Source organism: Streptomyces sp. NPDC031100 (assembly GCF_055570785.1).
Map to the genome: position 1 here is coordinate 1 of NZ_JBVIGN010000011.1, position 22731 is coordinate 22731.

The following is a 22731-nucleotide window of genomic DNA, read 5'->3' on the forward strand; positions in this document are numbered from 1 at the left end:
GTTACATTCCGAACCCGGAAGCTAAGCCTCACAGCGCCGATGGTACTGCAGGGGGGACCCTGTGGGAGAGTAGGACGCCGCCGAACAAAATTTGAGAAAACCCCCGCATCGGAAGATGCGGGGGTTTTCTGCGTTGTGGGGTCAGATCCGCCCCGAAGGGGGCGGCAGAGGTGGATTCGATTCGGGTTAGAGTCGGCCGGCCGCCTTCAGCGCGAGGTATGCATCCGCCAGTGCTGGGGCCAGATCGTCCGGCGTCGCGTCCACGACCGTCACTCCATGACGACGAAGTTGTTCCGCCGTGCGGTGGCGCTCGCTCTGCGCTTGAGCGGCCGCTGCGGCCTCGTACACCGCATCGGCGTTTCCCCTTGCCTGCGCCATCTCTGCGACATGCGGATCTGCGACCGAGGCGACGAGGACGGTGTGGCGCTGGGTGAGCTGCGGGAGCACGGGCAGCAGGCTCTGCTCCACGGGTGCTGCGTCGAGCGTCGTGAGGAGCACGATCAGGGAACGTCGAGGGGCCATCCGTAGAGCAGTCGCCGTGAGGCCACGGGCGTCGGTTTCCACGAGTTCCGGCTCCAGGGTCGCCATCGCGTTCACCAGGGACGGCAGGACATCGCCGGCGGAGCGGCCCTGGACCAGGGCACGGACCCGGCGGTCGTAGGCCAGCAGGTCCACTCGGTCGCCGGCGCGGGATGCCAGGGCCGCGAGGAGCAGGGCCGCGTCCAGGGAGGCGTCCAGACGTGGGATGTCGCCCACACGGCCGGCCGAGGTGCGGCCGGTGTCGAGGACCACGAGGATGTGGCGGTCTCGTTCGGGGCGCCAGGTGCGGACGGCCACCGTGGACTGGCGGGCGGTGGCGCGCCAGTCGATCGAACGGGTGTCGTCGCCGGGGACGTACTCCCGCAGGCTGTCGAACTCGGTGCCTTCGCCGCGGGTCAGCACGCTGGTGCGGCCGTCGAGTTCACGCAGTCGGGCCAGTTTCGACGGCAGGTGCTTGCGGCTGGTGAACGGGGGCAGAACTCGTACCGTCCAGGGCACGTTGTGGGTGCCCTGGCGGGAGAAGAGGCCGAGGGGGCCGTACGAGCGGATCGTTACGCGCTCGGCCTGGCGGTCGCCGCGACGGGTGGGGCGTAGCCGGGTCGTCACGCGTCGGCGTTCTCCGGGCGGGACGGTGAGGCTGTGGCGGGAGCTTTCGATCTCGGTGCCGGGCCGCCAGCTGCTGGGCGGCCACGCGTCGCGCAAGCGGGCCCGTAGAAGGCGGCGGGACGGGTTCGTGATCGTGAGTGTGACGTCGGCGGTCTCGCCGAGACGTGCGGAGGTGTCGCCGGAGCGGGACAGGACGAGCCGTCGTACGGGTGCCGCCAGCGCGAAGTCGCAGGCACAGGCCAGGGCCAGGGGACCGTTGACCGCGAGGATGCCCGTCCAGCCGGGCTCCAGGATGCCGACGGGGATCGAGCCGAGGGCCGCTAGCAGGGCGGCGCGTCCGGTGAGCGCCATCAGCGGGGGACCGGGACGTGAGCGAGGATGGCGTTGATGACGGAGTCCGCGGTCACGCCCTCCATCTCGGCCTCGGGGCGCAGCTGGACCCGGTGGCGCAGGGTGGGCAGGGCGAGGGCCTTCACGTCGTCGGGGGTGACGTAGTCGCGGCCCGTCAGCCAGGCCCAGGCTCGCGAGGTGGAGAGCAGGGCGGTGGCGCCGCGCGGGGAGACGCCGAGGGTGAGGGACGGCGACTCTCGGGTGGCGCGGCAGATGTCCACCACGTAGGCCGTGATCTCAGGGGAGACGGTCGTCTTGGCGACGGCGGCGCGGGCCGCGTCGAGGTCGGCCGGACCGGCGACCGGGCGTACGCCGGCAGCGTGCAGGTCGCGTGGGTTGAAGCCCGAGGCGTGGCGGGTGAGGACGTCGATCTCGTCCTGGCGGGAGGGCAGAGGGATCGTCAGTTTAAGGAGGAAACGGTCCAGTTGGGCCTCGGGGAGGGGGTAGGTGCCCTCGTACTCGACCGGGTTCTGGGTCGCGGCGACCAGGAACGGTTCCGGGAGCAGCCGCGGGGTGCCGTCGACGGTGACCTGGCGTTCCTCCATGGCTTCCAGCAGGGAGGACTGGGTCTTGGGCGGGGTGCGGTTGATCTCGTCCGCGAGGAGGAGGTTGGTGAAGACCGGGCCGGGCTGGAAGGAGAACTCGGCGGTGCGGGTGTCGTAGACGAGGGAGCCGGTGACGTCGCTCGGCATCAGGTCGGGGGTGAACTGGACGCGCTTGGTGTCGAGTTCGAGCGCGGATGCGAGCGTGCGGACGAGCAACGTTTTGGCGACTCCGGGGACTCCTTCGAGGAGAACGTGTCCGCGGCACAGGAGGGCGACGACGAGGCCGGTCACGGCGGAGTCCTGGCCGACCACGGCTTTGGCGATCTCGGTGCGCAGGGTTTCCAGGGAGGCCCGGGCGGCGGCCGGGTTCCCGGTGTTCCCGGCGTTGTCAGTGGTCGGGTCCATCATGGACGGCGTACCTCTCTTTCGAGGGCGTCGAGTTGGTCGGTGAGTGCGATGAGGGCCGCGTCGTCGCCGGGCGGCGGTCCGAAGAGAAGGGCGTGCAGGGTCTGTCCGTCGCCGTGGAGGTGGGCGGACAGGGCGGGGAGCAGGGCTTCGGGCGCGTGCGCCTGGGCGACGGGGATGCCGACGAGGGGGGCGAGGCGCGTGCGGGTGGTGGAGCGGAGAGCGGCGGCCGCGCGATCGCGGGCGTTGGCCTTGCGGTAGAGGCGGGCACGGCCTTCGACGGTTTCGGAGGCGCGGATCGCGACGGGGAGTTTTTCGGGCACGAGGGGGCCGAACCGGCGTGCCCGCCAGAAGGCGGCGAGGGCTGCGGCGATGAACAGCTGCAGGGTGCCCCAGAGCCAGCCCGAGGGGATCAGGTCGAGGAAGCTCTTCCGTTCGCCGGATTCGGCGGCGGAGGTGTCGGAGAGCGAGGGGAGGTACCAGACCAAATGGTGGCGGGAGCCGAGGAGTTGGAGGGCGAGCGAGGCGTTGCCCTGCTTGTCGAGGCGTTTGTTGAAGAGGATGTCGGGCGCGCCGAGCACGATGGTGTCGCCGCCTCCGGAGGCCGCCGGGAGGCGCAGCAGGGTGGCGAGGCGCTGGCTGGGGTAGCAGGAGTCGGCGTCGAGGTGGGTGGTGGTGTAGCGGATGCCACCGGTGTCGGCGCTGCCCGCGCGCCGGGCCTCGGGCAGGGTGCAGTCGGGGGTGAGCGTCGAGTCGAAGCTGGTGGCGGGGTCCGCGGTGACCCCGGGGGCGAGTCGTTCGACGGACGAGCTGCCGGCGGCGACGAGGATGGTGCGGCCGCCGGCTTCCGCCGTCGCCGAGTGCAGCCTGGTCTGTTGACGGGGGGTCAGAAGATCGGGGACGGCGATGAGAAGTGTGGTGTCCGGTCCGGCGGCGGCGCGTGCCGCGTCGAGGGAGGTGACCACGCGTGTGGACACGCCCCGGTCGGCGAGGAGTTCGGCGACGGCGCGGCTGCCGTAGGGGTCGACGGAGCGCGGGTCGAGTTCGCCGTGCCGGGTCTGGGAGCGGACGGCGGCGATCGCGACGGCCGCGACCAGGATCAGTGCGACAGCGAGGACGATGCCTCGCGCGCGAGTCCACACCTGGCGGGCGGTGGGCGACGTCGAGGTGGTGGGCAGCGTGGCCTCGGCGGTCATTGGGCGGCCCCCTGGCTGGTGTGGTGGGCCGTGCTGCTGGCGCTCGTCGCGAGCGTCGGTCGGCTGCGCTCCAGGTCGCGGTCGAGTTCGGCGATGCGCTGGTACGACTGCTCGCTCGCTCTGCGCCCGCCATATGTGACGTCGTCGAACTCCCGGGCGGCGGCGCGCAGTCGGTCCGTGTGGGCGGGGAGGGTGCGGCCGGCCTCGGCTGCCGCTTCGTCGGCGGTGCGGCCGGGCCGCACGTCGAGCAGGGTCCGCTCCTCCAGGGAGCGGACGATGGCCCGCATCCGTTCCTGGACGGCCTGGTTCCAGTGGCCTTGGGCGGCGTGTGCCTCGCCAGCTGCGCGGTGGTCGGCGGCGCTGCGCGGGCTGTCGTCGAACAGGGCTGCCGCGGAGACCAGTTGGCGGCGCGGGGTGCCCAGGCGCCACCACAGGGCGGCCAGGACGGCGATGATGAACAGGACCACGACGACCAGGCCGAGCATGCCGCCGGGTGTCGCCGACGCGGCCGCGCTGAGCAGCCTGTCCAGCCAGTCCCAAAAGGCGTTCAGGGCGCGCTGGATGAGGCTGGGGTCGTTCTCGTGGTACATGTGCTTGGACAGCTCACGGCGCGCCGCCTCCCGCGCGGGATCGCGCGGAGTGGTCACGGGCGGCTCGTCGCCCGAGACGCCGGCCGCCAGACCGGTGCTGTGCGCGGCGCCCAGCAGGACTCGTACGGCCGATCCGGCCGCGCCCGGCAGGGCCGGTGCGGCCGTGAGAACTCCCCCCGTCAGGCTCACCGCATCAGCTCCCCGGGACAGGGCCGGGAGCGCCGGCGCCGTAGCCCTGGACACCCGCGGCGCGGGCCAGTTCGAGGTCGAGGGCCTCGCGGCGGATGCGCTGGTCGATGTACAGGAGCACGGTGACGCCCGCGTTGATCGGGAGCGTGAGCATGGAGCCGATCACCGAGCCGATGCCGCTGATGATCAGGAATGCCCAGCCGGGGCTCTGGGTGTTGGTGGCGAAGAGGCTTGCCGTGCCGTCGCCGCTGACGGCGGCCGCGATGAGGGCGAAGGGGATCACGACGAGGGACGAGACGATGTTGGCGATGATCCCGGCGAGCAGCTGGATGCCGAGGACGCGCCACCAGGAGCCGCGCACCAGCTTCACGGAGCGGCTCATCGACTTCACGATGCTCTGTCGCTCGAGCATCAGAGCGGGCGAGGCCAGGGAGAAGCGGACCGTCAGCCATACCGCGACGACGACGGCGGCGAGGATGCCGAGGATGAGCAGCGCGAGGGTCGCTCCCTCGTTTCCGCCGGAGACGCCGACGATGATGCCGGGGAGCGCGCCGACGAGCACCACGCCGACGGAGATGAGGCCCAGCAGGATGAGCAGACCGAACAGCTTCGGTACCTGCGGGCGGGCGTCCCGCCAGGCCTCGCCGGCGCTGACCGGCTTGCCGAGCACGGCTCGGCTGGTGACCGTCGTGAGCAGGGCGGTCGCGATGATGGTGCCGACGACGGTGATCACCGCGACGACACCGGTGCCGGCCATGAGCGCGCCGACGGCCCGCAGCACTTCGCTCGCCGAGGAGCTGGGGTCGTTGAGGGCGTCGGTGGTTTCGCTGTCGTTCAGCAGGAAGCCCTGCAGCAGGATCACGCCCAGCTGCGTGAGGACCGCGACCGTGAGCGAGATGCCGAGGACCGTGCGCCAGTAGGTGCGCATGGTGGAGACGGCGCCGTCGAGGATCTCGCCGACGCCGAGCGGACGCAGGGGGATGACGCCGGGCTTGGCCGCGGGCGGGGGACCGCCCCAGCCGCCGCCCCAGGCCCCATGGCCGCCGGGGTTGCCGTAACCGCCGTAGCCGCCGGGAGGACCGCCGTACGGGCCGCCTCCCTGCCCGCCGGACTGCGCGCCGCCCCAGCCCGGGCCGGGCGGTGGGGGTGGCGGGGCCTGGCCTGGGCTCGGCGGGCCCGTGGGCGCGGACCACTGGGCGGGTGGGGGCTGCTCGTCGGACCACTTCGTGCCTGGGCCCTGCGGGCCTATGCCAGGCTGTGCGGCCGGCTCGGCGGCGCCGGTGGGGTCAGGACGGTCGGCGGGCTCGGCGGGGCCGGACGCGCCGGGTTCCCGCCCGTCGGACGACGGGTCGGATCCGGGCGAGGCCCAGCCCGGAGTGTCAGTCATCGAAGCTCCTTCACGGTGCCCGTCCGCGGTCGCGGCGGCAGGTTGGCCAACATCGTGCCATGGGGTGGTCATCTCGTGACCGGCCGCGGTAGGCGCTGCACTCCTTCATTTGTCCGGCGGATCCGGGGCAGACTGACCGCATGGCTGATCAGCAGGCGCAATCCGGCGAGGACAAGCGGCCGACCGAGATCCCCGTGATCCGATGGGAGGAACCACCTGAAGGCCCCGTAGTGGTCCTTCTCGATCAGACGAGACTGCCCGCCGAAGAGGTCGAGCTGGTGTGCACGGACGCATCGGCGCTGGTGGAGGCGATCCGTTCGCTCGCCGTGCGCGGTGCGCCGCTGCTCGGGATCGCAGGGGCGTACGGCGTCGCGCTCGCCGCCGCGCGGGGCTTCGAGGTCGAGGAGGCCGCGCGGGCGCTCGAGGGTGCCCGGCCCACCGCGGTGAACCTCTCCGTCGGGGTGCGCAGGGCCGAGTCCGCCCACCTTGCGGAGCTGGCGAGGACCGGCGACCCCGGCGCGGCGGCGACCGCGGCGCTGGAGGCGGCGCGGACGCTGCACCGGGAGGATGCCGAGGCCAGCGCCCGGATGGCCGCGCACGGCCGGGCGCTGCTGGACGAGCTGCTGCCGGGTGGCGGGCATCGGATCCTGACCCACTGCAACAGCGGATCGCTGGTGTCGGGCGGGGAAGGGACGGCGTTCGCGGTGGCTCTCGCCGCGCACCGGGAGGGGCGGCTGCGGCGGCTGTGGGTGGACGAGACGCGCCCGCTGCTGCAGGGTTCCCGTCTGACGGCGTACGAGGCGGCCCGCCACGGCATGGCGTACACCCTGCTCACCGACAACGCGGCCGGTTCGCTGTTCGCGGCGGGTGAGGTGGATGCGGTGCTGATCGGGGCGGACCGGATCGCGGCCGACGGTTCGGTGGCGAACAAGGTGGGGAGCTATCCGCTCGCGGTGCTCGCGCGCTACCACCATGTGCCGTTCATCGCGGTGGCGCCGGTGACGACGGTGGATCCGCAGACGCCGGACGGCGCGGCCATCGAGGTCGAGCAGCGCCCCGGGTTCGAGGTGACCGAGGTCATACCGCCCCAGGGGGCGGCGACGGGGGCAGGGAGCGGGATTCCGGTGGCTCCCCTGGGGACCCAGGCCTACAACCCGGCGTTCGACGTGACGCCTCCCGAGCTGGTGACGGCGATCGTCACCGAGGAGGGGGTCGTGTCACCGGTGACGGCCGAGGCGCTCGCGGAGCTGTGTGCGCGGTCGCGGCAGGTGACGATCGGCTAGGGGCGGCGCCTCGGACTCACGGAATCACGGGGCGGCCGATGCAAGGGCGGTACAGCGCTCTCGCATCTCGGGGCAGACAGTGACGGCCCCGTACGACTATCGTCACCGGCCAGTGACCTCGCTCACCAGCGCCTCTGTCACTGTTACGAGAATGGGATGATGTCGTTTATGAAGGGACGAGTCCTTGTCGTCGACGACGACACCGCACTGGCCGAGATGCTCGGCATCGTGCTGCGTGGTGAAGGTTTTGAGCCGTCTTTCGTAGCCGACGGCGACAAGGCGCTGGCCGCTTTCCGTGAGACCAAGCCCGACCTGGTGCTGCTCGACCTGATGCTGCCCGGCCGGGACGGTATCGAGGTGTGCCGCCTGATCAGGGCGGAGTCCGGGGTGCCGATCGTGATGCTCACGGCCAAGAGCGACACGGTCGACGTCGTCGTGGGCCTGGAGTCGGGCGCCGACGACTACATCGTCAAGCCGTTCAAGCCGAAGGAGCTGGTGGCCCGGATCCGGGCGCGGCTCAGGAGGTCGGAGGAGCCGGCGCCGGAGCAGCTCACCATCGGTGACCTGGTCATCGACGTGGCCGGGCACTCGGTGAAGCGGGACGGCCAGTCGATCGCGCTGACGCCCTTGGAGTTCGACCTGCTGGTCGCGCTCGCGCGCAAGCCGTGGCAGGTGTTCACGCGTGAGGTGCTGCTGGAGCAGGTATGGGGCTACCGGCACGCCGCCGACACCCGCCTGGTCAACGTGCACGTCCAGCGCCTGCGCTCCAAGGTCGAGAAGGACCCCGAGCGGCCGGAGATCGTGGTGACCGTCCGTGGTGTCGGTTACAAGGCCGGACCGAGCTGACATGTCCGGGGACAGGACCGCTTCGGCCTCCGGACCGTCGGGGGCCCGTCCGGGGCGGTCCGTCGGCCGGAAGGCGGCGGGTTCGTCCTGGGGACGCCTCTTCGAGGGCGGGCTGCTGCAAGGCGGGGTCCAGGGCAGCCCGGTCGTCCGTCTGTTCATGCGCTGGGTGCGCCGCCCGCTGCTGCCCGTCATGCGGCTGTGGCGGCGCAACATCCAGCTGCGGGTCGTCGCCACGACGCTGGTGATGTCGCTGGGCGTCGTCCTGCTGCTGGGCTTCGTCGTGATCGGGCAGGTGCGCAACGGCCTGCTGGACGCGAAGGTGAAGGCGTCGCAGAGCCAGGCCACCGGCGGGTTCGCGGTGGCCAAGCAGAAGGCCGACGAGGCCGCCGGTGGCACCGGCGCGGGTAGCGACGGCGGCGATGGCACCGCCACGGCCGACGGACGGCAGTCGCAGAACGTCATCCAGTGGATGAGCGACCTCGTGGAGTCGCTCTCCAGCGGCGGCGCCGGCGCCTTCGACGTCGTGACGCTGCCTGTGGGCGACGACAGCGGCGGCGGGCGCAGTCCGCGCGGCTCCGGAAACGTCGACCCCTCCTCCAGCGTGCCCGCCGACCTGCGCGACCGGATCAACAGCAGTACGACGGCCGCCCAGAGCTACACGCGGATCGTCTACTCCAACGGCAAGGACTCCCAGCCGGCGCTGGTCATCGGCAAGCAGGTCAACGACCCCAACGGCCACCCGTACGAGCTGTACTACCTCTTCCCGCTCACGCAGGAGGAGAAATCCCTCAGCCTGGTCAAGGGCACGCTCGCGACCGCCGGGCTCTTCGTCGTCGTCCTTCTGGGCGCCATCGCCTGGCTGGTGGTCCGGCAGGTCGTCACGCCGGTGCGGATGGCGGCCGGGATCGCGGAGCGGCTGTCCGCCGGGCGGCTGCAGGAGCGGATGAAGGTCACCGGCGAGGACGACATCGCCCGCTTGGGCGAGGCCTTCAACAAGATGGCGCAGAACCTTCAGCTGAAGATCCAGCAGCTGGAGGACCTGTCGAGGATGCAGCGGCGGTTCGTCTCCGACGTCTCGCACGAGCTGCGCACACCGCTGACGACCGTACGGATGGCCGCAGATGTCATCCACGAGGCCCGCGAGGACTTCGATCCGGTGACGGCGCGGTCGGCGGAGCTGCTCGCCGACCAGCTGGACCGGTTCGAGTCGCTGCTCGCGGACCTGCTGGAGATCAGCCGCTTCGACGCGGGCGCGGCGGCGCTGGAGGCCGAGCCGATAGACCTCAGGGAGGTCGTGCGGCGGGTGGTCGGCGGGGCGGAGCCGCTGGCCGAGCGCAAGGGCACCCACATACGCGTCGTCGGCGACCAGCAGCCTGTGGTCGCCGAGGCCGATGCCCGGCGGGTGGAGCGCGTCCTGCGCAATCTCGTCGTCAACGCCGTCGAGCACGGCGAGGGCAAGGACGTCGTGGTCAAGCTCGCTTCCGCGGGTGGCGCGGTCGCCATCGCGGTGCGCGACTACGGCGTCGGGCTCAAGCCCGGCGAGGCGACCCGGGTCTTCAGCCGCTTCTGGCGGGCCGACCCGGCACGCGCGCGTACGACGGGCGGTACGGGCCTCGGGCTGTCGATCGCCCTGGAGGACGCCCGGCTGCACGGCGGCTGGCTCCAGGCCTGGGGTGAGCCGGGGGGCGGCTCCCAGTTCCGGCTGACGCTGCCGCGGACCGCGGACGAACCGCTGCGCGGCTCGCCGATACCCCTGGAGCCCAAGGACTCGCGGCGCAACCGCGGACTCGACGACGCCGGCCTGCCCCGCGAGGGCGAGGAGAAGCGGGCCACCGTTCCGGTGCAGTCGGGCGGCGGCCAGGTCCCGCCGCTGCCGGCGCGCGCCCCGATCGCTCCGCGGCTGGCCGCGGTCACCCCCGCCGCCGACCCGACCGCGCTGCCCGGCAACGGCAATGGCGCGCGCGTGGTTCCCCGGCCCACGGGCGGAACACGGCGCCCCGAGGACAGGCCCGCGGCCGGTCCGGCACCCGGCACAGACGCCGGCCGTACGGATGCGGCCGGGGCGAAGGACTCGACCGAGCCAGGGGAGGCATTTCGTGGGCGCTGACCGCGAGGGGGGCGTCCGGCGCAGGCCGGGACGCGCGGTGGCCTACGTGGCCTGCGGGGTCGTCCTGCTGGCCGGGTGTGCCTCGATGCCCGACAGCGGGGACCTTCGGGACGTCGAGTCCACGCCGCGGCAGGACACCGGGGTGCGCGTGTTCGCCATGCCGCCCGCCGAGGACGCCCAGCCCGGCGAGATCATGCAGGGCTTCCTGGAGGCGTTGACCAGCGACGATCCGCAGTACGACACCGCGCGGAAGTATCTGACCGCCGATGCCGCGCGCGTGTGGCGGCCGGAGAAGTCGGCCACCGTTCTGGCGAACGGGCCGAGCATCGTGGCCGACGACCACCAGCCGGCCGGCCGGGAGCCGACCGACAGCCTCACCTTCGTCCTGACGGGCAACAGGGTGGCCACCGTCGACGCACAGCAGGCGTACGCGCCCGCCGACGGGTCGTACCGCAACAAGGTGCACCTCACGAAGGACGCGAAGAGCGGGCAGTGGCGCATCGACTCGCTGCCCCAGGGCGTCGTCATGGGCAAGTCGGACTTCCAGCGCAACTACACGTCCGTCAACAAGTACTACTTCGCCTCCACCACGACCGTCGGGGCCACGGGGCAGCCGGTCGCGGTCGCCGACCCGGTGTTCGTCCGCGGCAAGGTGGACCCGATGACCCAGGTGGTGCAGTCGCTGCTGAGCGGGCCCACCGGCTGGCTCGAGCCGGTGGTCAGGTCCAGCTTCCCGACCGGAACGGCCTTGCAGAAGGGCGCGTCGGGGCTGACGCCGGACGACCAGAACAGGCTGACGGTGCCACTGAACTCCAAGGCCTCCCGGGTGGGGTCCGCCCAGTGCACGGAGATGGCGACCCAGTTGCTGTTCACGCTGCGGAACCTGATGCCGACGCTCGAGTCGGTCGAGCTGGAAGGGCCCGGCGGACACCGGCTGTGCGACCTCACCGAGGAGCGTGCCGACTCCGCCGCCTGGCACGCCTCGGCGCAGCGCCCCGAGTACCTGTACTTCCTCGACGGCAAGCACCGGCTGGTGAGGTTGCCGACCGGGAGCGCCGGGACCAGCGCCGTTCCGGTGCCGGGCCCGCTCGGGGAGGGCGAGAGGGCGCTGCAGTCGGTGGCCGTCTCGCGGGACGAGCACACCGTGGCCGGGGTCGGCGCCGATGGCAGGGGGCTGTACGTGGCCTCGCTGGCGTCGGGCGGTTCGCTCGGGGAGCCGGTGGTCATCAGCCACGGGGCGACCGCGACCGACCGGCTGACCACGCCCAGCTGGGACGCCCGCGGCGACCTGTGGGTGGCCGACCGCGACCCTCGCCGTCCGAAGCTGTACGCCCTGGAGCAGGGCGTCGGCAAGCCGGTGGAGGTCACCATCCCGGACCTGTCCGGACGTATCCAGGACGTGCGGGTGGCCGCCGACGGGGTGCGGGTCGCGCTGGTCGTGGAGAAGGACGACAAGCAGTCGCTGCTCATCGGCCGGATCGAGCGCGAGGACCAGTCGGGGGCACACCCCGCGGTCGTCGGACTGCGCTCGGCCGCGCCTGACCTGGAGCAGGTCACCGCCATGTCCTGGGCGGGGGACAGCAGACTCGTCGTGGTCGGCCTGGAGCAGGGGGGCGTGCATCAGATGCGGTACGTCCAGGTCGACGGCTCCACGCTGGACGGTCCGGCGCCCGCGGCCCTGTCGGGTGTCAAGGCGATCGCCGCGTCCGAGGACGAACGGGTGCCGCTGGTGGCCTACTCGGAGGACGGGATCGTACGACTGCCGTCCGGGGCGCAGTGGCAGAAGGTGGACAAGGACGGGACGGCGCCGGTCTATCCGGGCTGAGAGCCCTGTTTGCTGAGAGCCCTGCTTGAAGAATGCCCGAGGCTCATCACTCGTGTGGGTGATGAGCCTCGGGCATTCTTCGAGAGTGTCCACAGGGCGTTTTCCACAGGGGTGGCCGGTCGTCCCGGGCGACGGCACAGTGGTGGGCATGCGGGTGTGGTGGCAGGACCTCACCGACCTGGTGCTGCCGGCCGAGTGCGCAGGCTGCGGGGCACCTCGTACGGAGCTGTGTCCGCGGTGCCGCGGCGCCCTGGGCGGAGCCGCACCGTGGCGGGCGCGGCCGGTCCCGGAGCCGCCCGGGCTGCCGGTGGTACATGCGGCGGCTGCTTACGCGGGGGAGGTGCGTGCTCTCCTCCTCGCCCACAAGGAGCGGGGCGCGCTGGCGCTCGCGGGGGCCCTGGGCACGGCCCTGGCGGGGGCTGTGCGCGCGAGTCTGGGGCCGGGCGGGCCGGGCACCGTGGTGCTCGTCCCCGTGCCCTCCGCACGGTGGGCCGTGCGGGCACGTGGGCATGATCCGGTGCGTCGGATGGCGCTCGCGGCGGCCAGGGAGCTGCGGCGTACCGGGACGTCGGCCCGGGTGGCCGCCGTGCTGCGGCAGCGGCGGGCCGTGGCCGACCAGGCGGGGCTCGACGCCCGGCAGCGCCTGGAGAACCTGGCGGGCGCGCTGGAGGTGACGGTCGACGGGGCACAGCTGCTCGGCGGCGGCCGGGTCGTGGTGGTGGACGACCTGATGACCACGGGCGCGAGCCTCGCGGAGGCGGCGCGGGCCCTGCGGGAGGGTGCCGGATTTCGCCGCGATGGGGGTACGACCGTGTATGAGGATGGTTCTCGGGAAGGAAGGGGGGAACGACGGATCAGTGTATGGCGGGTGAGGGAGAGGTGGGTGCATGGTGCACCGGAAATGGCGGCGTCGGACGCCGTCGGAGAGGTGCTCCGTGCGGCCGTGGTCGCCGCTCCTCGGGATTCTTTCGAAATAAACAGGAACTGAGTATGTACCTGCATCGTTGCAGGTAGTGAGAGGGTCAATTCACCTGAACGGAGGTACGCCGCGGTAGAGGGTGACGACATCCGTCCGGGCGAGATATGTTCGGTTGTGAGGAAAGGCGCAGGCCACACCTCTCATATCCGAATGCCGTGCTGCGGGTTATCCGCAATCACCCGCGGCGTCAGGGTGGAGATCTTGCCCATGGGGGAGGAGGAGGTGGAAGTCACCGAGTCCGAGGTTCCGGGGCTCACCGGAACCTGGTGCAAAAGGGAGATGCTCCGCCGCTGGAGCGGAGCGATCCGGGAACGGAGTTCTGCGTGGACATCGTCGTCAAGGGCCGCAAGACCGAGGTGCCCGAGCGGTTCCGCAAGCACGTGGCCGAGAAGCTGAAGCTGGAGAAGATCCAGAAGCTCGACGGCAAGGTGATCAGCCTCGACGTCGAGGTGTCCAAGGAGCCCAACCCCCGTCAGGCCGACCGGTGTGACCGAGTGGAGATCACGCTCCGCTCCCGCGGTCCGGTGATCCGGGCGGAGGCAGCGGCCAGCGATCCGTACGCGGCACTCGACCTGGCGGCGGAGAAGCTGGACGCCCGGCTGCGCAAGCAGCACGACAAGCGTTTCTCGCGCCGCGGCGCCCGCCGGATCTCGGCGGCCGAGGTTCCCGACCATGTCCCGGGCGCAGCGACGCTCAACGGCAACGGCCTCCCCGTCCACGAGGACGAGTCGGACGGAGTGCCGACCAAGAAGATCGGCTCGCTGGAGGTCAAGGGCGAAGGACCCCTGATCGTCCGCGAGAAGACCCACGTCGCCTCCCCGATGAGCCTCGACCAGGCCCTCTACGAGATGGAACTGGTCGGCCACGACTTCTACTTGTTCGTCGACTCCGAGACCAAGGAGCCGAGCGTCGTCTACCGACGCCACGCCTACGACTACGGCGTCATCCACCTCAGCACGGACCCGATGGTCGCTGAGGCGCAGTCCCCGGCGGCAGGGGGCACGCTGGGTGGCTGACCCACCCGGCCGAAGCTGAGCCGGTGCCCCTGGGAGCGCGTGTGCGCCCCCAGGGGCACCGGTGTGCGACCAGTTCGCGCCCCGCTCGTCACCTCGGTGTCGTCCGGGCATGAAATCATGACCGGACCGGCCCAACCGGTGGGCCGCTGCCTTGGGTTGGCGATGGCACAGGACCACAGGCCACAGCCTTCAGGGGGAGGAACGATGGCGGACACCTTCGGACCGATGCGAGACGCTGACGCCGACGACGGTGTCATGGGCACCGGCCCGGACGCGGGCTCCTCGCGCAAGGAGCCGATCAGGGTCCTGGTCGTGGACGACCACGCCCTCTTCCGCCGTGGCCTGGAGATCGTGCTCGCGGCCGAGGAGGACATCCAGGTCGTCGGCGAGGCGGGCGACGGCGCCGAAGCCGTCGACAAGGCCGCGGATCTGCTGCCCGACATCGTGCTGATGGACGTACGGATGCCCAAGCGGGGCGGGATCGAGGCCTGCACCTCCATCAAGGAGGTCGCCCCCAGCGCGAAGATCATCATGCTGACGATCAGCGACGAAGAGGCCGACCTCTACGAGGCGATCAAGGCGGGCGCGACCGGATACCTCCTCAAGGAGATCTCCACGGACGAGGTGGCCACCGCCATTCGTGCGGTGGCTGACGGGCAGTCGCAGATCAGCCCGTCCATGGCGTCCAAACTCCTCACCGAGTTCAAGTCGATGATCCAGCGCACCGACGAACGCCGACTGGTGCCCGCGCCGCGGCTGACCGATCGCGAGCTGGAGGTCCTCAAGCTCGTCGCCACCGGGATGAACAACCGGGACATCGCCAAGGAGCTGTTCATCTCCGAGAACACCGTGAAGAACCACGTCCGCAACATCCTGGAGAAACTGCAGCTGCACTCCAGGATGGAAGCGGTGGTCTACGCGATGCGGGAGAAGATCCTCGAGATCCGCTAGCTCCTAGCCGAGCAGGATGGCGAGTTCCCTGGTCAGGGGCTCGCGGAGTTCGGGTGCGTCGACGCGCTCCACGCGGACGTCCATGCAGTTCACCCAGCTCGCCGCCTCGACCAGGGCCTGTGCCACCGCCGGGACCGCCTTCGGGCCGTCCAGGGTGACCTGCCGGGCCACCAGCGTGTGCCCCTCGCGGGCCGGGTCGACTCGGCCGACCAGCAGGCCGCCGGCCAGGACCGGCATCGCGAAGTAGCCGTAGACCCGCTTCGGCTTGGGGACGTAGGCCTCCAGACGATGGGTGAAGCCGAAGATCCGCTCCGTGCGCGCCCGCTCCCAGATCAGGGAGTCGAACGGGGACAGCAGCGTGGTGCGGTGACGGCCGCGCGGCGGGGCGGCGAGGGCCGCCGGGTCCGCCCAGGCCGGCCTGCCCCAGCCCTCCACCTCGACCGGCACCAGACCCGAGTCGGCGATCACCGCGTCGACCTGCTCGCCCTTGAGGCGGTGGTAGTCGGCGATGTCCGCGCGCGTGCCGACGCCCAGAGCCTCGCCGGCGAGCCGGACCAGACGGCGCACGCACTCGGTGTCGTCCATGTCGTCGTGCAGCAGCGCGTCCGGGATCGCGCGCTCGGCGAGGTCGTAGACCCGCTTCCAGCCGCGGCGCTCGACGCACACCACCTCGCCGTACATCAGCGCACGCTCGACGGCGACCTTGGTGCCGGACCAGTCCCACCAGTCGCTGGTCTTCTTCGCACCGCCCAACTCCGTGGCCGTCAGCGGGCCTTCCGCGCGCAATTGCTTGATGACCTGCTCGTAGGCGCCGTCCGGAAGCTGGTGGTTCCAGTGCGGGCGGTCGCGGTAGGCGCGGCGGCGGAACGCGAAGTGGGGCCACTCCTCGACCGGGAGGATGCACGCCGCGTGCGACCAGTACTCGAAGGCGTGGGGTCGCACCGGAGGCGCGCCAACGGATGCAGGCTTCCAGTAGGCGGCCTCGACGGTCTTGCGGCCGACCGCGCCGAGACGGGCGTACGGGATCAGCTCGTGGGAGCGGGCAAGGACCGAGATGGTGTCGAGTTGGACCGCGCCGAGGTGGCGGAGCACCCCGCGGACACCGGACCGCCGGTCGGGCGCCCCGAGGAAGCCCTGGGCGCGCAGGGCGATTCGGCGGGCGTCGTCCGCGGTGAGGGTGGTGGTGGGGCGCGGCAGGGTCGTCATGCGTCGGACCCTAGAGGGTGGCACTGACAATGCGGGATGACCTGCGGTTTCGTCCGGGTTGGGGTCAGGTCCGGGCGGGCAGGTACGGCGCTGTCGACGGCAGGCCCAGGTCCGACGGGAGCAGGGAACCCACCCAGCAGTCCCGGCGCACTCCCTTGTTGTTGATGGCCGACCGCAGCGTGCCCTCGATCGTGAATCCGACGCGCTCGGCCACCGCGCGCGAGGGGCCGTTGCCGACCTCCGCCCGCCACTCCAGGCGGTCGACGGACAGCGCGGTGAAGGCCCAGCGGGCGGCGGCGAGAGCGGCCTCCGTGATGTAGCCGCGGCCGCGGTGGTCCTTGACGGCCCAGAAGCCGACCTCGCCGACACCCAGCGCGCGCATGGTGATGCCGAGCATCCCCGTCAGCTCTCCCCGGGGGAGGAACACGCCGAAAACGAACATCGAGTCGTGCGCCCAGCCGTCGGGCACCATCTGTCCGGTGAAGCTCTCGGCGTGCTCGCGGAGATAGGGCGACGGGAACTGCGAGATCCAGCGTTGCATGGCGGGGTCCTGGGCGGCCTCGTACACCGCTTCGGTGTCGTCCGGGCCGACAGTGCGCAACACGAGACGGTCGGTGGCGAGCGTGACGGGTTCCATCGGCCGATTCTGTGCGGGTGACCGGTGCGACGCCAGGGCTTTTCGCAGTGTGTGAGCATGTGATCACAATTCGCGCAATTAGTTGGAGCGACGCGGCACTATCCGCGCGCCCCGCCCGTTGGACCGTATGAAGCAGCCGTCGAGCCGCCAGGCCTCCCGGCGCGGCCGGGTCCTCGCATACGATGGCCGTTGCTCAGTACGTCCGAAGAAAAACCGACCGTCCCAGGCCCGACCGGCAAGGAGACCAGCCCCCGTGTCCGTCCTCTCGAAGATCATGCGTGCAGGCGAAGGCAAGATCCTGCGCAAGCTGCACCGCATCGCGGACCAGGTCAACTCCATCGAAGAGGACTTCGTCGACCTCTCCGACGCCGAGCTGCGGGCCCTCACCGACGAGTACAAGCAGCGGTACACCGACGGTGAGAGCCTCGACGACCTGCTCCCCGAGGCGTTCGCCACTGTCCGCGAGGCCGCCAAGCGCGTCCTCGGCCAGCGCCACTACGACGTGCAGATGATGGGCGGCGCCGCCCTCCACCTCGGCTACGTGGCCGAGATGAAGACCGGCGAGGGCAAGACCCTCGTCGGCACGCTGCCCGCATACCTGAACGCCCTCTCCGGAGACGGCGTCCACATCGTCACGGTCAACGACTACCTGGCCGAGCGCGACTCCGAGATGATGGGCCGCGTCCACCGGTTCCTGGGTCTCAGCGTCGGCTGCATCCTGGCCAACATGACGCCGGCCCAGCGCCGCGAGCAGTACCAGTGCGACATCACGTACGGCACGAACAACGAGTTCGGCTTCGACTACCTGCGCGACAACATGGCGTGGTCCCAGGACGAGCTGGTGCAGCGCGGCCACAACTTCGCCATCGTCGACGAGGTCGACTCCATCCTGGTCGACGAGGCCCGTACGCCGCTGATCATCTCCGGCCCGGCCGACCAGGCCACCAAGTGGTACGGCGACTTCGCCAAGCTGGTCACGCGCCTGAAGAAGGGCGAGGCGGGCAACCCGCTCAAGGGCGTCGAGGAGACCGGCGACTACGACGTCGACGAGAAGAAGCGCACGGTCGCCATCCACGAGAACGGCGTCTCCAAGGTCGAGGACTGGCTGGGCATCGACAACCTCTACGAGTCGGTGAACACCCCGCTCGTGGGCTACCTGAACAACGCCATCAAGGCCAAGGAACTCTTCAAGCGCGACAAGGACTACGTCGTCATCGACGGCGAGGTCATGATCGTCGACGAGCACACCGGCCGTATCCTCGCCGGCCGCCGTTACAACGAGGGCATGCACCAGGCGATCGAGGCGAAGGAAGGGGTGGACATCAAGGACGAGAACCAGACGCTCGCCACGATCACCCTGCAGAACTTCTTCCGCCTCTACGGCAAGCTCTCCGGCATGACCGGTACGGCCATGACCGAGGCCGCCGAGTTCCACCAGATCTACAAGCTCGGCGTGGTCCCGATCCCGACCAACAAGCCGATGATCCGCAAGGACCAGTCGGACCTGATCTACCGCACCGAGGTGGCCAAGTTCGAGGCGGTCGTCGACGACATCGCCGAGAAGCACGAGAAGGGCCAGCCGATCCTCGTCGGCACGACGTCCGTCGAGAAGTCGGAGTACCTCTCCCAGCAGCTCAGCAAGCGCGGCATCCAGCACGAGGTGCTGAACGCCAAGCACCACGAGCGCGAGGCGACGATCGTCGCCCAGGCCGGCCGCAAGGGCGCCGTGACGGTGGCCACCAACATGGCCGGCCGTGGTACGGACATCAAGCTCGGCGGCAACCCAGAGGACCTCGCCGAGGCGGAGCTGCGCCAGCGCGGCCTCGACCCCGAGGAGCACATCGAGGAGTGGGCGCACGCCCTGCCCGCCGCCCTGGAGAAGGCCGAGCAGGCGGTCAAGGCCGAGAAGGAAGAGGTCGAGAGCCTCGGCGGCCTGTACGTGCTGGGTACCGAGCGGCACGAGTCGCGGCGCATCGACAACCAGCTGCGCGGTCGTTCCGGCCGTCAGGGCGACCCGGGCGAGTCCCGCTTCTACCTCTCCCTCGGTGACGACCTCATGCGGCTCTTCAAGGCCCAGATGGTCGAGCGCGTGATGTCGATGGCGAACGTGCCGGACGACGTGCCGATCGAGAACAAGATGGTCACGCGCGCGATCGCGTCCGCGCAGTCGCAGGTCGAGCAGCAGAACTTCGAGACCCGTAAGAACGTTCTGAAGTACGACGAGGTGCTCAACCGGCAGCGCGAGGTCATCTACGGCGAGCGCCGCCGCGTTCTGGAGGGCGAGGACCTGCACGAGCAGGTGCAGCACTTCATGGACGACACGATCGACGCGTACGTCGGTGCGGAGACCGCCGAGGGCTTCCCCGAGGACTGGGACCTGGACCGGCTGTGGGGTGCCTTCAAGCAGCTCTACCCGGTGAAGGTCACCATCGAGGAGCTGGAGGAGGCGGCCGGCGACCGGGCCGGTCTGACCGCCGAGTTCATCTCCGAGTCCATCAAGGACGACGTCCGCGAGCAGTACGAGGCGCGCGAGGCGCAGCTCGGCTCCGAGATCATGCGGGAGCTGGAGCGGCGGGTCGTGCTGTCGGTCCTCGACCGCAAGTGGCGCGAGCACCTCTACGAGATGGACTACCTCCAGGAGGGCATCGGCCTGCGCGCGATGGCGCAGAAGGACCCGCTGGTCGAGTACCAGCGCGAGGGCTTCGACATGTTCACCGCGATGATGGAAGGCATCAAGGAGGAGTCCGTCGGCTACCTGTTCAACCTGGAGGTCCAGGTCGAGCAGCAGGTCGAGGAGGTCCCGGTCGAGGAGGCCCAGCCGGTGGCGGAGGGTGTCGTCCAGGACACGGTGCCGGCGCAGGCGGGCGCGCGTCCGGAGATCCGGGCCAAGGGGCTGGATGTTCCGCAGCGGCGGGACATGCACTTCTCCGCGCCGACCGTGGACGGTGAGGGCGGCATCCTGGAGCGCGACCTCGAGGACGACGAGCCGGTGCGGTCCGAGTCGGATGGGCTGACGCGGGCTGAGCGGCGTCGGCAGGCGAAGGGTGGGCGGCGTCGCAGGAAGTGATCTGACCTGCGGTGCGTCAGCCGGTGATTGTGGGCCGGGTCTCCTTTGGGGGCCCGGCCCTTTGGCTGTGGTGCGGGGGCGTTGTTTTGGTGCTCTGGGCTGCGGCTGAGCGGGGGGTGGGTTTCGCTTGCCCGCGCTGGCAAGGTGCCTCCCACTCTCGGCTTCGCTTGAGCGGGGGGACCCCCATCGCCCACCCGTGCCGCCCCAGCCGCACGACTGCCGGCAGCTACGCGGGTGTGACGGACGCTGATGGGTGGGTGTCGCCCAGTGGCGCGATTGCCCGCAGCTACGCCGGCATCAGTCCTCGGTTGCGCGTGGTGGCCTTGGGGTGCCCAGTTCTACTGCTGTGCAGCGCCAGCGGTGGTCTGAGCCCAGTTCCAGGCGGAAGGCCATGGCACGTAGTCGGTTGCCGGCGGCGATGCGTGCGAAGACCTCCAGGGCGCCGGAGCGGGGGACGTAGTAGCCGATGTCGTCTACGACCGGGCGGGTGCCGTGGGAGCGCAAGGGGCCGTACTCGGCGAGCCGGGCGAGGTCGTCGTAGGCTCGGCCGGCGGTGTGCCGGAGCATCGAGTGGACGGGACGCTGGCCGCTGAGAACGGCCAGCAGACGGTCCGCGAAGAGGTCGGTGGGGCGAGGCCGCGGCACGGCTGTCGTCGGCGTTGTGACAGGCGTACGCGCCCCCCGCGCCACAGGGTGGGCGGCGCCCCTGCCCGGCATCGTAAGAGTGACCTCCGGCGCGGGTGCCGTACCTTGCGTCTTCGCCGTCGTGTCGCCCTTGCCCCTGACCGGCGTCCGGGGCGGCGTGCTGCCGGGGCGGCGGGAGTCATGGCGGGTTGGTGGGCGGTGGCGCGGGCGAGGGTGGGGCTTGCGGCTCATGACCTTGTTCATGGGAGTCCCCGTTCGGTTGGCCCGGAACGTACCGGGCGGTAACTCGCTGCTGGGGATCTTGTACGGGGGGTGGGGCGGCCGCTGCAAGGAAGGTGGGGCGGCTGGTGAGGGGGCGGATGCGTTCCCCTATCCGGGTGATGGGGGCCCGCGAAACCCCGTGGTTGCGCGGTGGGACCGGGTGAAGTCCGGGCGGAGAGTGGACGCAGCCGGGGGTGCGGGTGGGGACTCGAAAGGGGACGGCCGCACGTATCCTGAAGGCCCGTCGGTGACCAGGAAAGAGCGGCCAGCCATGCGCGTCTACGTCCCCCTGACCCTCCCCGGTCTCGCCGAGGCGTACAAGACGGGCGAGCTGGGGACCGGCCCCTTCGTCGCGTACGCCGTCACGCCCGCTCTGCGTGAGTGGTACCTCTCCGACGACATCGAGGAGCTGGAGTACGCGGCTCTCGGCCGGGCCGCTCTGGCCTCGCTGCGGCTGCTGGCGGCCGATGCGAGTGCCGCACGGCGCCGGGTCGTGGTCGCCGTCGACGTGCCCGACGGCGCCGCCACGGCGGACCCGGACCGTGGGCTCGATCCGGCCGCGCTCGGCGAGGTGACGGTGGCCCCGACGGTGGCGCTCGCGAAGGCGGCTGCGGTGCACGTCGACGCCGACGACGCGGAGGAGGACGTGGCCGCGGCGGCCCGGGCGCTGGAGGCGGCCGACGGTGGGGACGACGACGCGCAGTTCGTCGTGGACGGGGCCGACGATCACGAGCTGCTGTGGTTCGCGACGCAGGAGATTCCCAACCTGGTGGACCAGGCCTGAGTGGTCCTGATCTCACCGGCGCCTGGCCTGGTCGGGGCTCGGGTGATCGGCCGTCGTGAATGTCAGTGGGGGCGGGTACGGTCTTTGGCATGGGGATGCACGGAAGCGCACACATTGTCTGGGACTGGAACGGGACGTTGTTCCACGACAATGACGCGATCATCGGGGCGACGAACGCGGCCTTCGCCGAGCTGGGGCTGGACCCGATCACGCTGGAGCAGTACCGGGCGCTGTACTGCGTGCCGGTGCCGAAGTTCTACGAGCGGCTGCTCGGCCGGCTGCCCACGGATGCCGAGTGGGACCGGATGGACGGGGTCTTCCACCGGTACTACGCGCAGCAGAGGACGCTGTGCGGGCTGACCGACGGGGCGGCAGAGCTGCTCGCGGGGTGGCGGTCGGCGGGGCACAGCCAGTCGCTGCTGAGCATGTACGGGCACGAGGAGCTGGTGCCGCTGGTGCGCGGCTTCGGGATCGAGGCGCACTTCCTGCGTGTCGACGGGCGTACGGGGCCGTCCGGTGGCAGCAAGGCCGAGCACATGGTGCGCCATCTGGAGGCGTTGTCCGGAGCGGTGGAGGCTGGGCGGACCGTGGTGATCGGTGATGCCGCGGATGATGCGGTGGCTGCGCGGCATGTGGGGGCGCGGGCTGTGCTGTACACGGGGGGTTCGCACAGCCGGGCCAGCCTGGAGGAGGTAGGGGTGCCGGTGGTGGACACGCTGGCCGAGGCGGTGGCGGAGGCGCAGCGAATAGCGGCGTAGCGGCGGGGGCTGGGTTGCGAGGCGCCGTGTGCTGAGGCTGGGCGGGGGGTTTCGCTGGCCCGCGCTTGCGGGGTACCTCCTCCACTCTCGGCTTCGCGCGAGCGGGGGGACCCCCATCGCCCAACCGTGCCGCCCGTGGGGTCCCCCAGGTCCTTGAGGCACTGGGGGAGGCATGACTGCCCGCAGCTCCGCGCGAGCGACGGCCGTGGCTACGCAGGCTCGACGGCCGCCGCCGGGGTGGGCGCCAGCCCTGCGGCATGACTGCCCAGCAGCTACGCAATCGTGGCGGCCGCGGCTATGCAGGTGTGACAGCCGCTGCTGGGCGAGCGCCGGCCCGCCTGCACGACTGCCCGTAGCCACGCAGCCACGACGGCCGCTGCCAGCAGGGGACCCGCCCGAGCGGCGCGACTGCCCGCAGCTGCGCCCGGCAGCCGCTGTGGGGAGGACGCCCGCCCGAGCAGGCCCCACTGCCCGCACCTGCGCCCGACAGCCACTGCCCTAGTGGTCGCCGCCCGAGC

Annotated in this window: 18 protein-coding genes and 1 rRNA gene; 11 read left to right on the top strand and 8 right to left on the bottom strand. The window is 71.1% G+C overall.

Annotation, left to right across the window (positions count from 1 at the left end):
• Window positions 1–86: ribosomal RNA gene (gene rrf, locus ACZ5DS_RS28395) — 5S ribosomal RNA — on the top strand; the annotation flags it as partial.
• A gap of 100 nt (window positions 87–186) precedes the next feature.
• Here the strand turns inward: rrf and ACZ5DS_RS28400 are convergent.
• From ACZ5DS_RS28400 to ACZ5DS_RS28420, 5 genes are read right to left on the bottom strand one after another with little or no spacing between them, the layout of a single operon-like run.
• On the bottom strand, window positions 187–1497 hold the full coding sequence (locus ACZ5DS_RS28400; RefSeq protein ID WP_468243829.1) for a DUF58 domain-containing protein: 1311 nt from the start codon (window positions 1495–1497) through the stop codon (window positions 187–189).
• Entirely contained in the window at window positions 1497–2486 is a 990-nt protein-coding gene (locus ACZ5DS_RS28405; protein ID WP_468243832.1) for an AAA family ATPase, read from the bottom strand. Before ACZ5DS_RS28405 ends, ACZ5DS_RS28400 begins: the two co-directional genes overlap by 1 nt.
• Window positions 2486–3682: a DUF4350 domain-containing protein gene (locus ACZ5DS_RS28410; protein WP_468243835.1), complete on the bottom strand. Its 1197-nt coding sequence runs from the start codon at window positions 3680–3682 to the stop codon at window positions 2486–2488. Before ACZ5DS_RS28410 ends, ACZ5DS_RS28405 begins: the two co-directional genes overlap by 1 nt.
• Window positions 3679–4461: a DUF4129 domain-containing protein gene (locus ACZ5DS_RS28415; RefSeq protein WP_468243838.1), complete on the bottom strand. Its 783-nt coding sequence runs from the start codon at window positions 4459–4461 to the stop codon at window positions 3679–3681. Before ACZ5DS_RS28415 ends, ACZ5DS_RS28410 begins: the two co-directional genes overlap by 4 nt.
• Window positions 4462–4465: 4 nt before the next feature.
• Complete coding sequence (locus tag ACZ5DS_RS28420; protein ID WP_468243841.1) at window positions 4466–5848, bottom strand: DUF7847 domain-containing protein; 1383 nt, start codon at window positions 5846–5848, stop codon at window positions 4466–4468.
• A 140-nt stretch (window positions 5849–5988) separates the two neighbouring features.
• On the opposite strand from ACZ5DS_RS28420, the gene mtnA reads away from it, so the two are divergent.
• The 7 genes from mtnA (at window position 5989) to ACZ5DS_RS28455 (ending at window position 14855) form a co-directional block, all read left to right on the top strand.
• The gene (gene mtnA, locus ACZ5DS_RS28425) at window positions 5989–7131 is read left to right on the top strand and encodes an S-methyl-5-thioribose-1-phosphate isomerase (protein ID WP_468243844.1); all 1143 of its coding nucleotides are present in this window, start codon (window positions 5989–5991) and stop codon (window positions 7129–7131) included.
• Window positions 7132–7287: 156 nt separating this feature from the next.
• Window positions 7288–7977 carry a two-component system response regulator MtrA gene (gene mtrA / locus ACZ5DS_RS28430; RefSeq protein ID WP_191870552.1) on the top strand — a complete coding sequence of 230 codons (690 nt, stop codon included), beginning with the start codon at window positions 7288–7290 and terminating at the stop codon, window positions 7975–7977.
• Window position 7978: 1 nt separating this feature from the next.
• A complete protein-coding gene (mtrB, locus tag ACZ5DS_RS28435; protein WP_468243848.1) occupies window positions 7979–10084 on the top strand; it encodes an MtrAB system histidine kinase MtrB in 2106 nt (701 codons plus the stop codon).
• The gene (locus ACZ5DS_RS28440) at window positions 10074–11909 is read left to right on the top strand and encodes an LpqB family beta-propeller domain-containing protein (protein WP_468243850.1); all 1836 of its coding nucleotides are present in this window, start codon (window positions 10074–10076) and stop codon (window positions 11907–11909) included. The genes mtrB and ACZ5DS_RS28440 overlap by 11 nt, the downstream gene beginning before the upstream one ends.
• Before the next feature lie 148 nt (window positions 11910–12057).
• Window positions 12058–12897 carry a ComF family protein gene (locus tag ACZ5DS_RS28445; protein WP_468243853.1) on the top strand — a complete coding sequence of 280 codons (840 nt, stop codon included), beginning with the start codon at window positions 12058–12060 and terminating at the stop codon, window positions 12895–12897.
• Between the two features lie 314 nt (window positions 12898–13211).
• Window positions 13212–13904, top strand: a complete 693-nt coding sequence (gene hpf, locus ACZ5DS_RS28450; RefSeq protein WP_468243855.1) for a ribosome hibernation-promoting factor, HPF/YfiA family — start codon at window positions 13212–13214, stop codon at window positions 13902–13904.
• 204 nt (window positions 13905–14108) lie between these two features.
• The gene (locus ACZ5DS_RS28455) at window positions 14109–14855 is read left to right on the top strand and encodes a response regulator (protein WP_468243858.1); all 747 of its coding nucleotides are present in this window, start codon (window positions 14109–14111) and stop codon (window positions 14853–14855) included.
• 3 nt (window positions 14856–14858) lie between these two features.
• On the opposite strand, the gene ACZ5DS_RS28460 is transcribed toward ACZ5DS_RS28455, so the two are convergent.
• Entirely contained in the window at window positions 14859–16061 is a 1203-nt protein-coding gene (locus ACZ5DS_RS28460; RefSeq protein WP_468243861.1) for a winged helix-turn-helix domain-containing protein, read from the bottom strand.
• A 64-nt stretch (window positions 16062–16125) separates the two neighbouring features.
• Window positions 16126–16698 carry a GNAT family N-acetyltransferase gene (locus ACZ5DS_RS28465; protein WP_468243864.1) on the bottom strand — a complete coding sequence of 191 codons (573 nt, stop codon included), beginning with the start codon at window positions 16696–16698 and terminating at the stop codon, window positions 16126–16128.
• 253 nt (window positions 16699–16951) lie between these two features.
• Between ACZ5DS_RS28465 and secA the strand changes: the two genes are divergently transcribed.
• Entirely contained in the window at window positions 16952–19765 is a 2814-nt protein-coding gene (gene secA, locus ACZ5DS_RS28470) for a preprotein translocase subunit SecA (RefSeq protein WP_468243867.1), read from the top strand.
• A gap of 297 nt (window positions 19766–20062) precedes the next feature.
• Here the strand turns inward: secA and ACZ5DS_RS28475 are convergent, their stop codons facing one another.
• On the bottom strand, window positions 20063–20653 hold the full coding sequence (locus ACZ5DS_RS28475; RefSeq protein ID WP_468243870.1) for an Rv3235 family protein: 591 nt from the start codon (window positions 20651–20653) through the stop codon (window positions 20063–20065).
• 289 nt (window positions 20654–20942) lie between these two features.
• Between ACZ5DS_RS28475 and ACZ5DS_RS28480 the strand changes: the two genes are divergently transcribed.
• Window positions 20943–21455: a DUF6912 family protein gene (locus tag ACZ5DS_RS28480; protein ID WP_468243873.1), complete on the top strand. Its 513-nt coding sequence runs from the start codon at window positions 20943–20945 to the stop codon at window positions 21453–21455.
• A gap of 89 nt (window positions 21456–21544) precedes the next feature.
• Window positions 21545–22213, top strand: coding sequence for an HAD family hydrolase (locus tag ACZ5DS_RS28485; RefSeq protein ID WP_468243876.1), 669 nt, complete (start codon window positions 21545–21547; stop codon window positions 22211–22213).
• The last annotated feature ends 518 nt before the right edge of the window (window positions 22214–22731 follow it).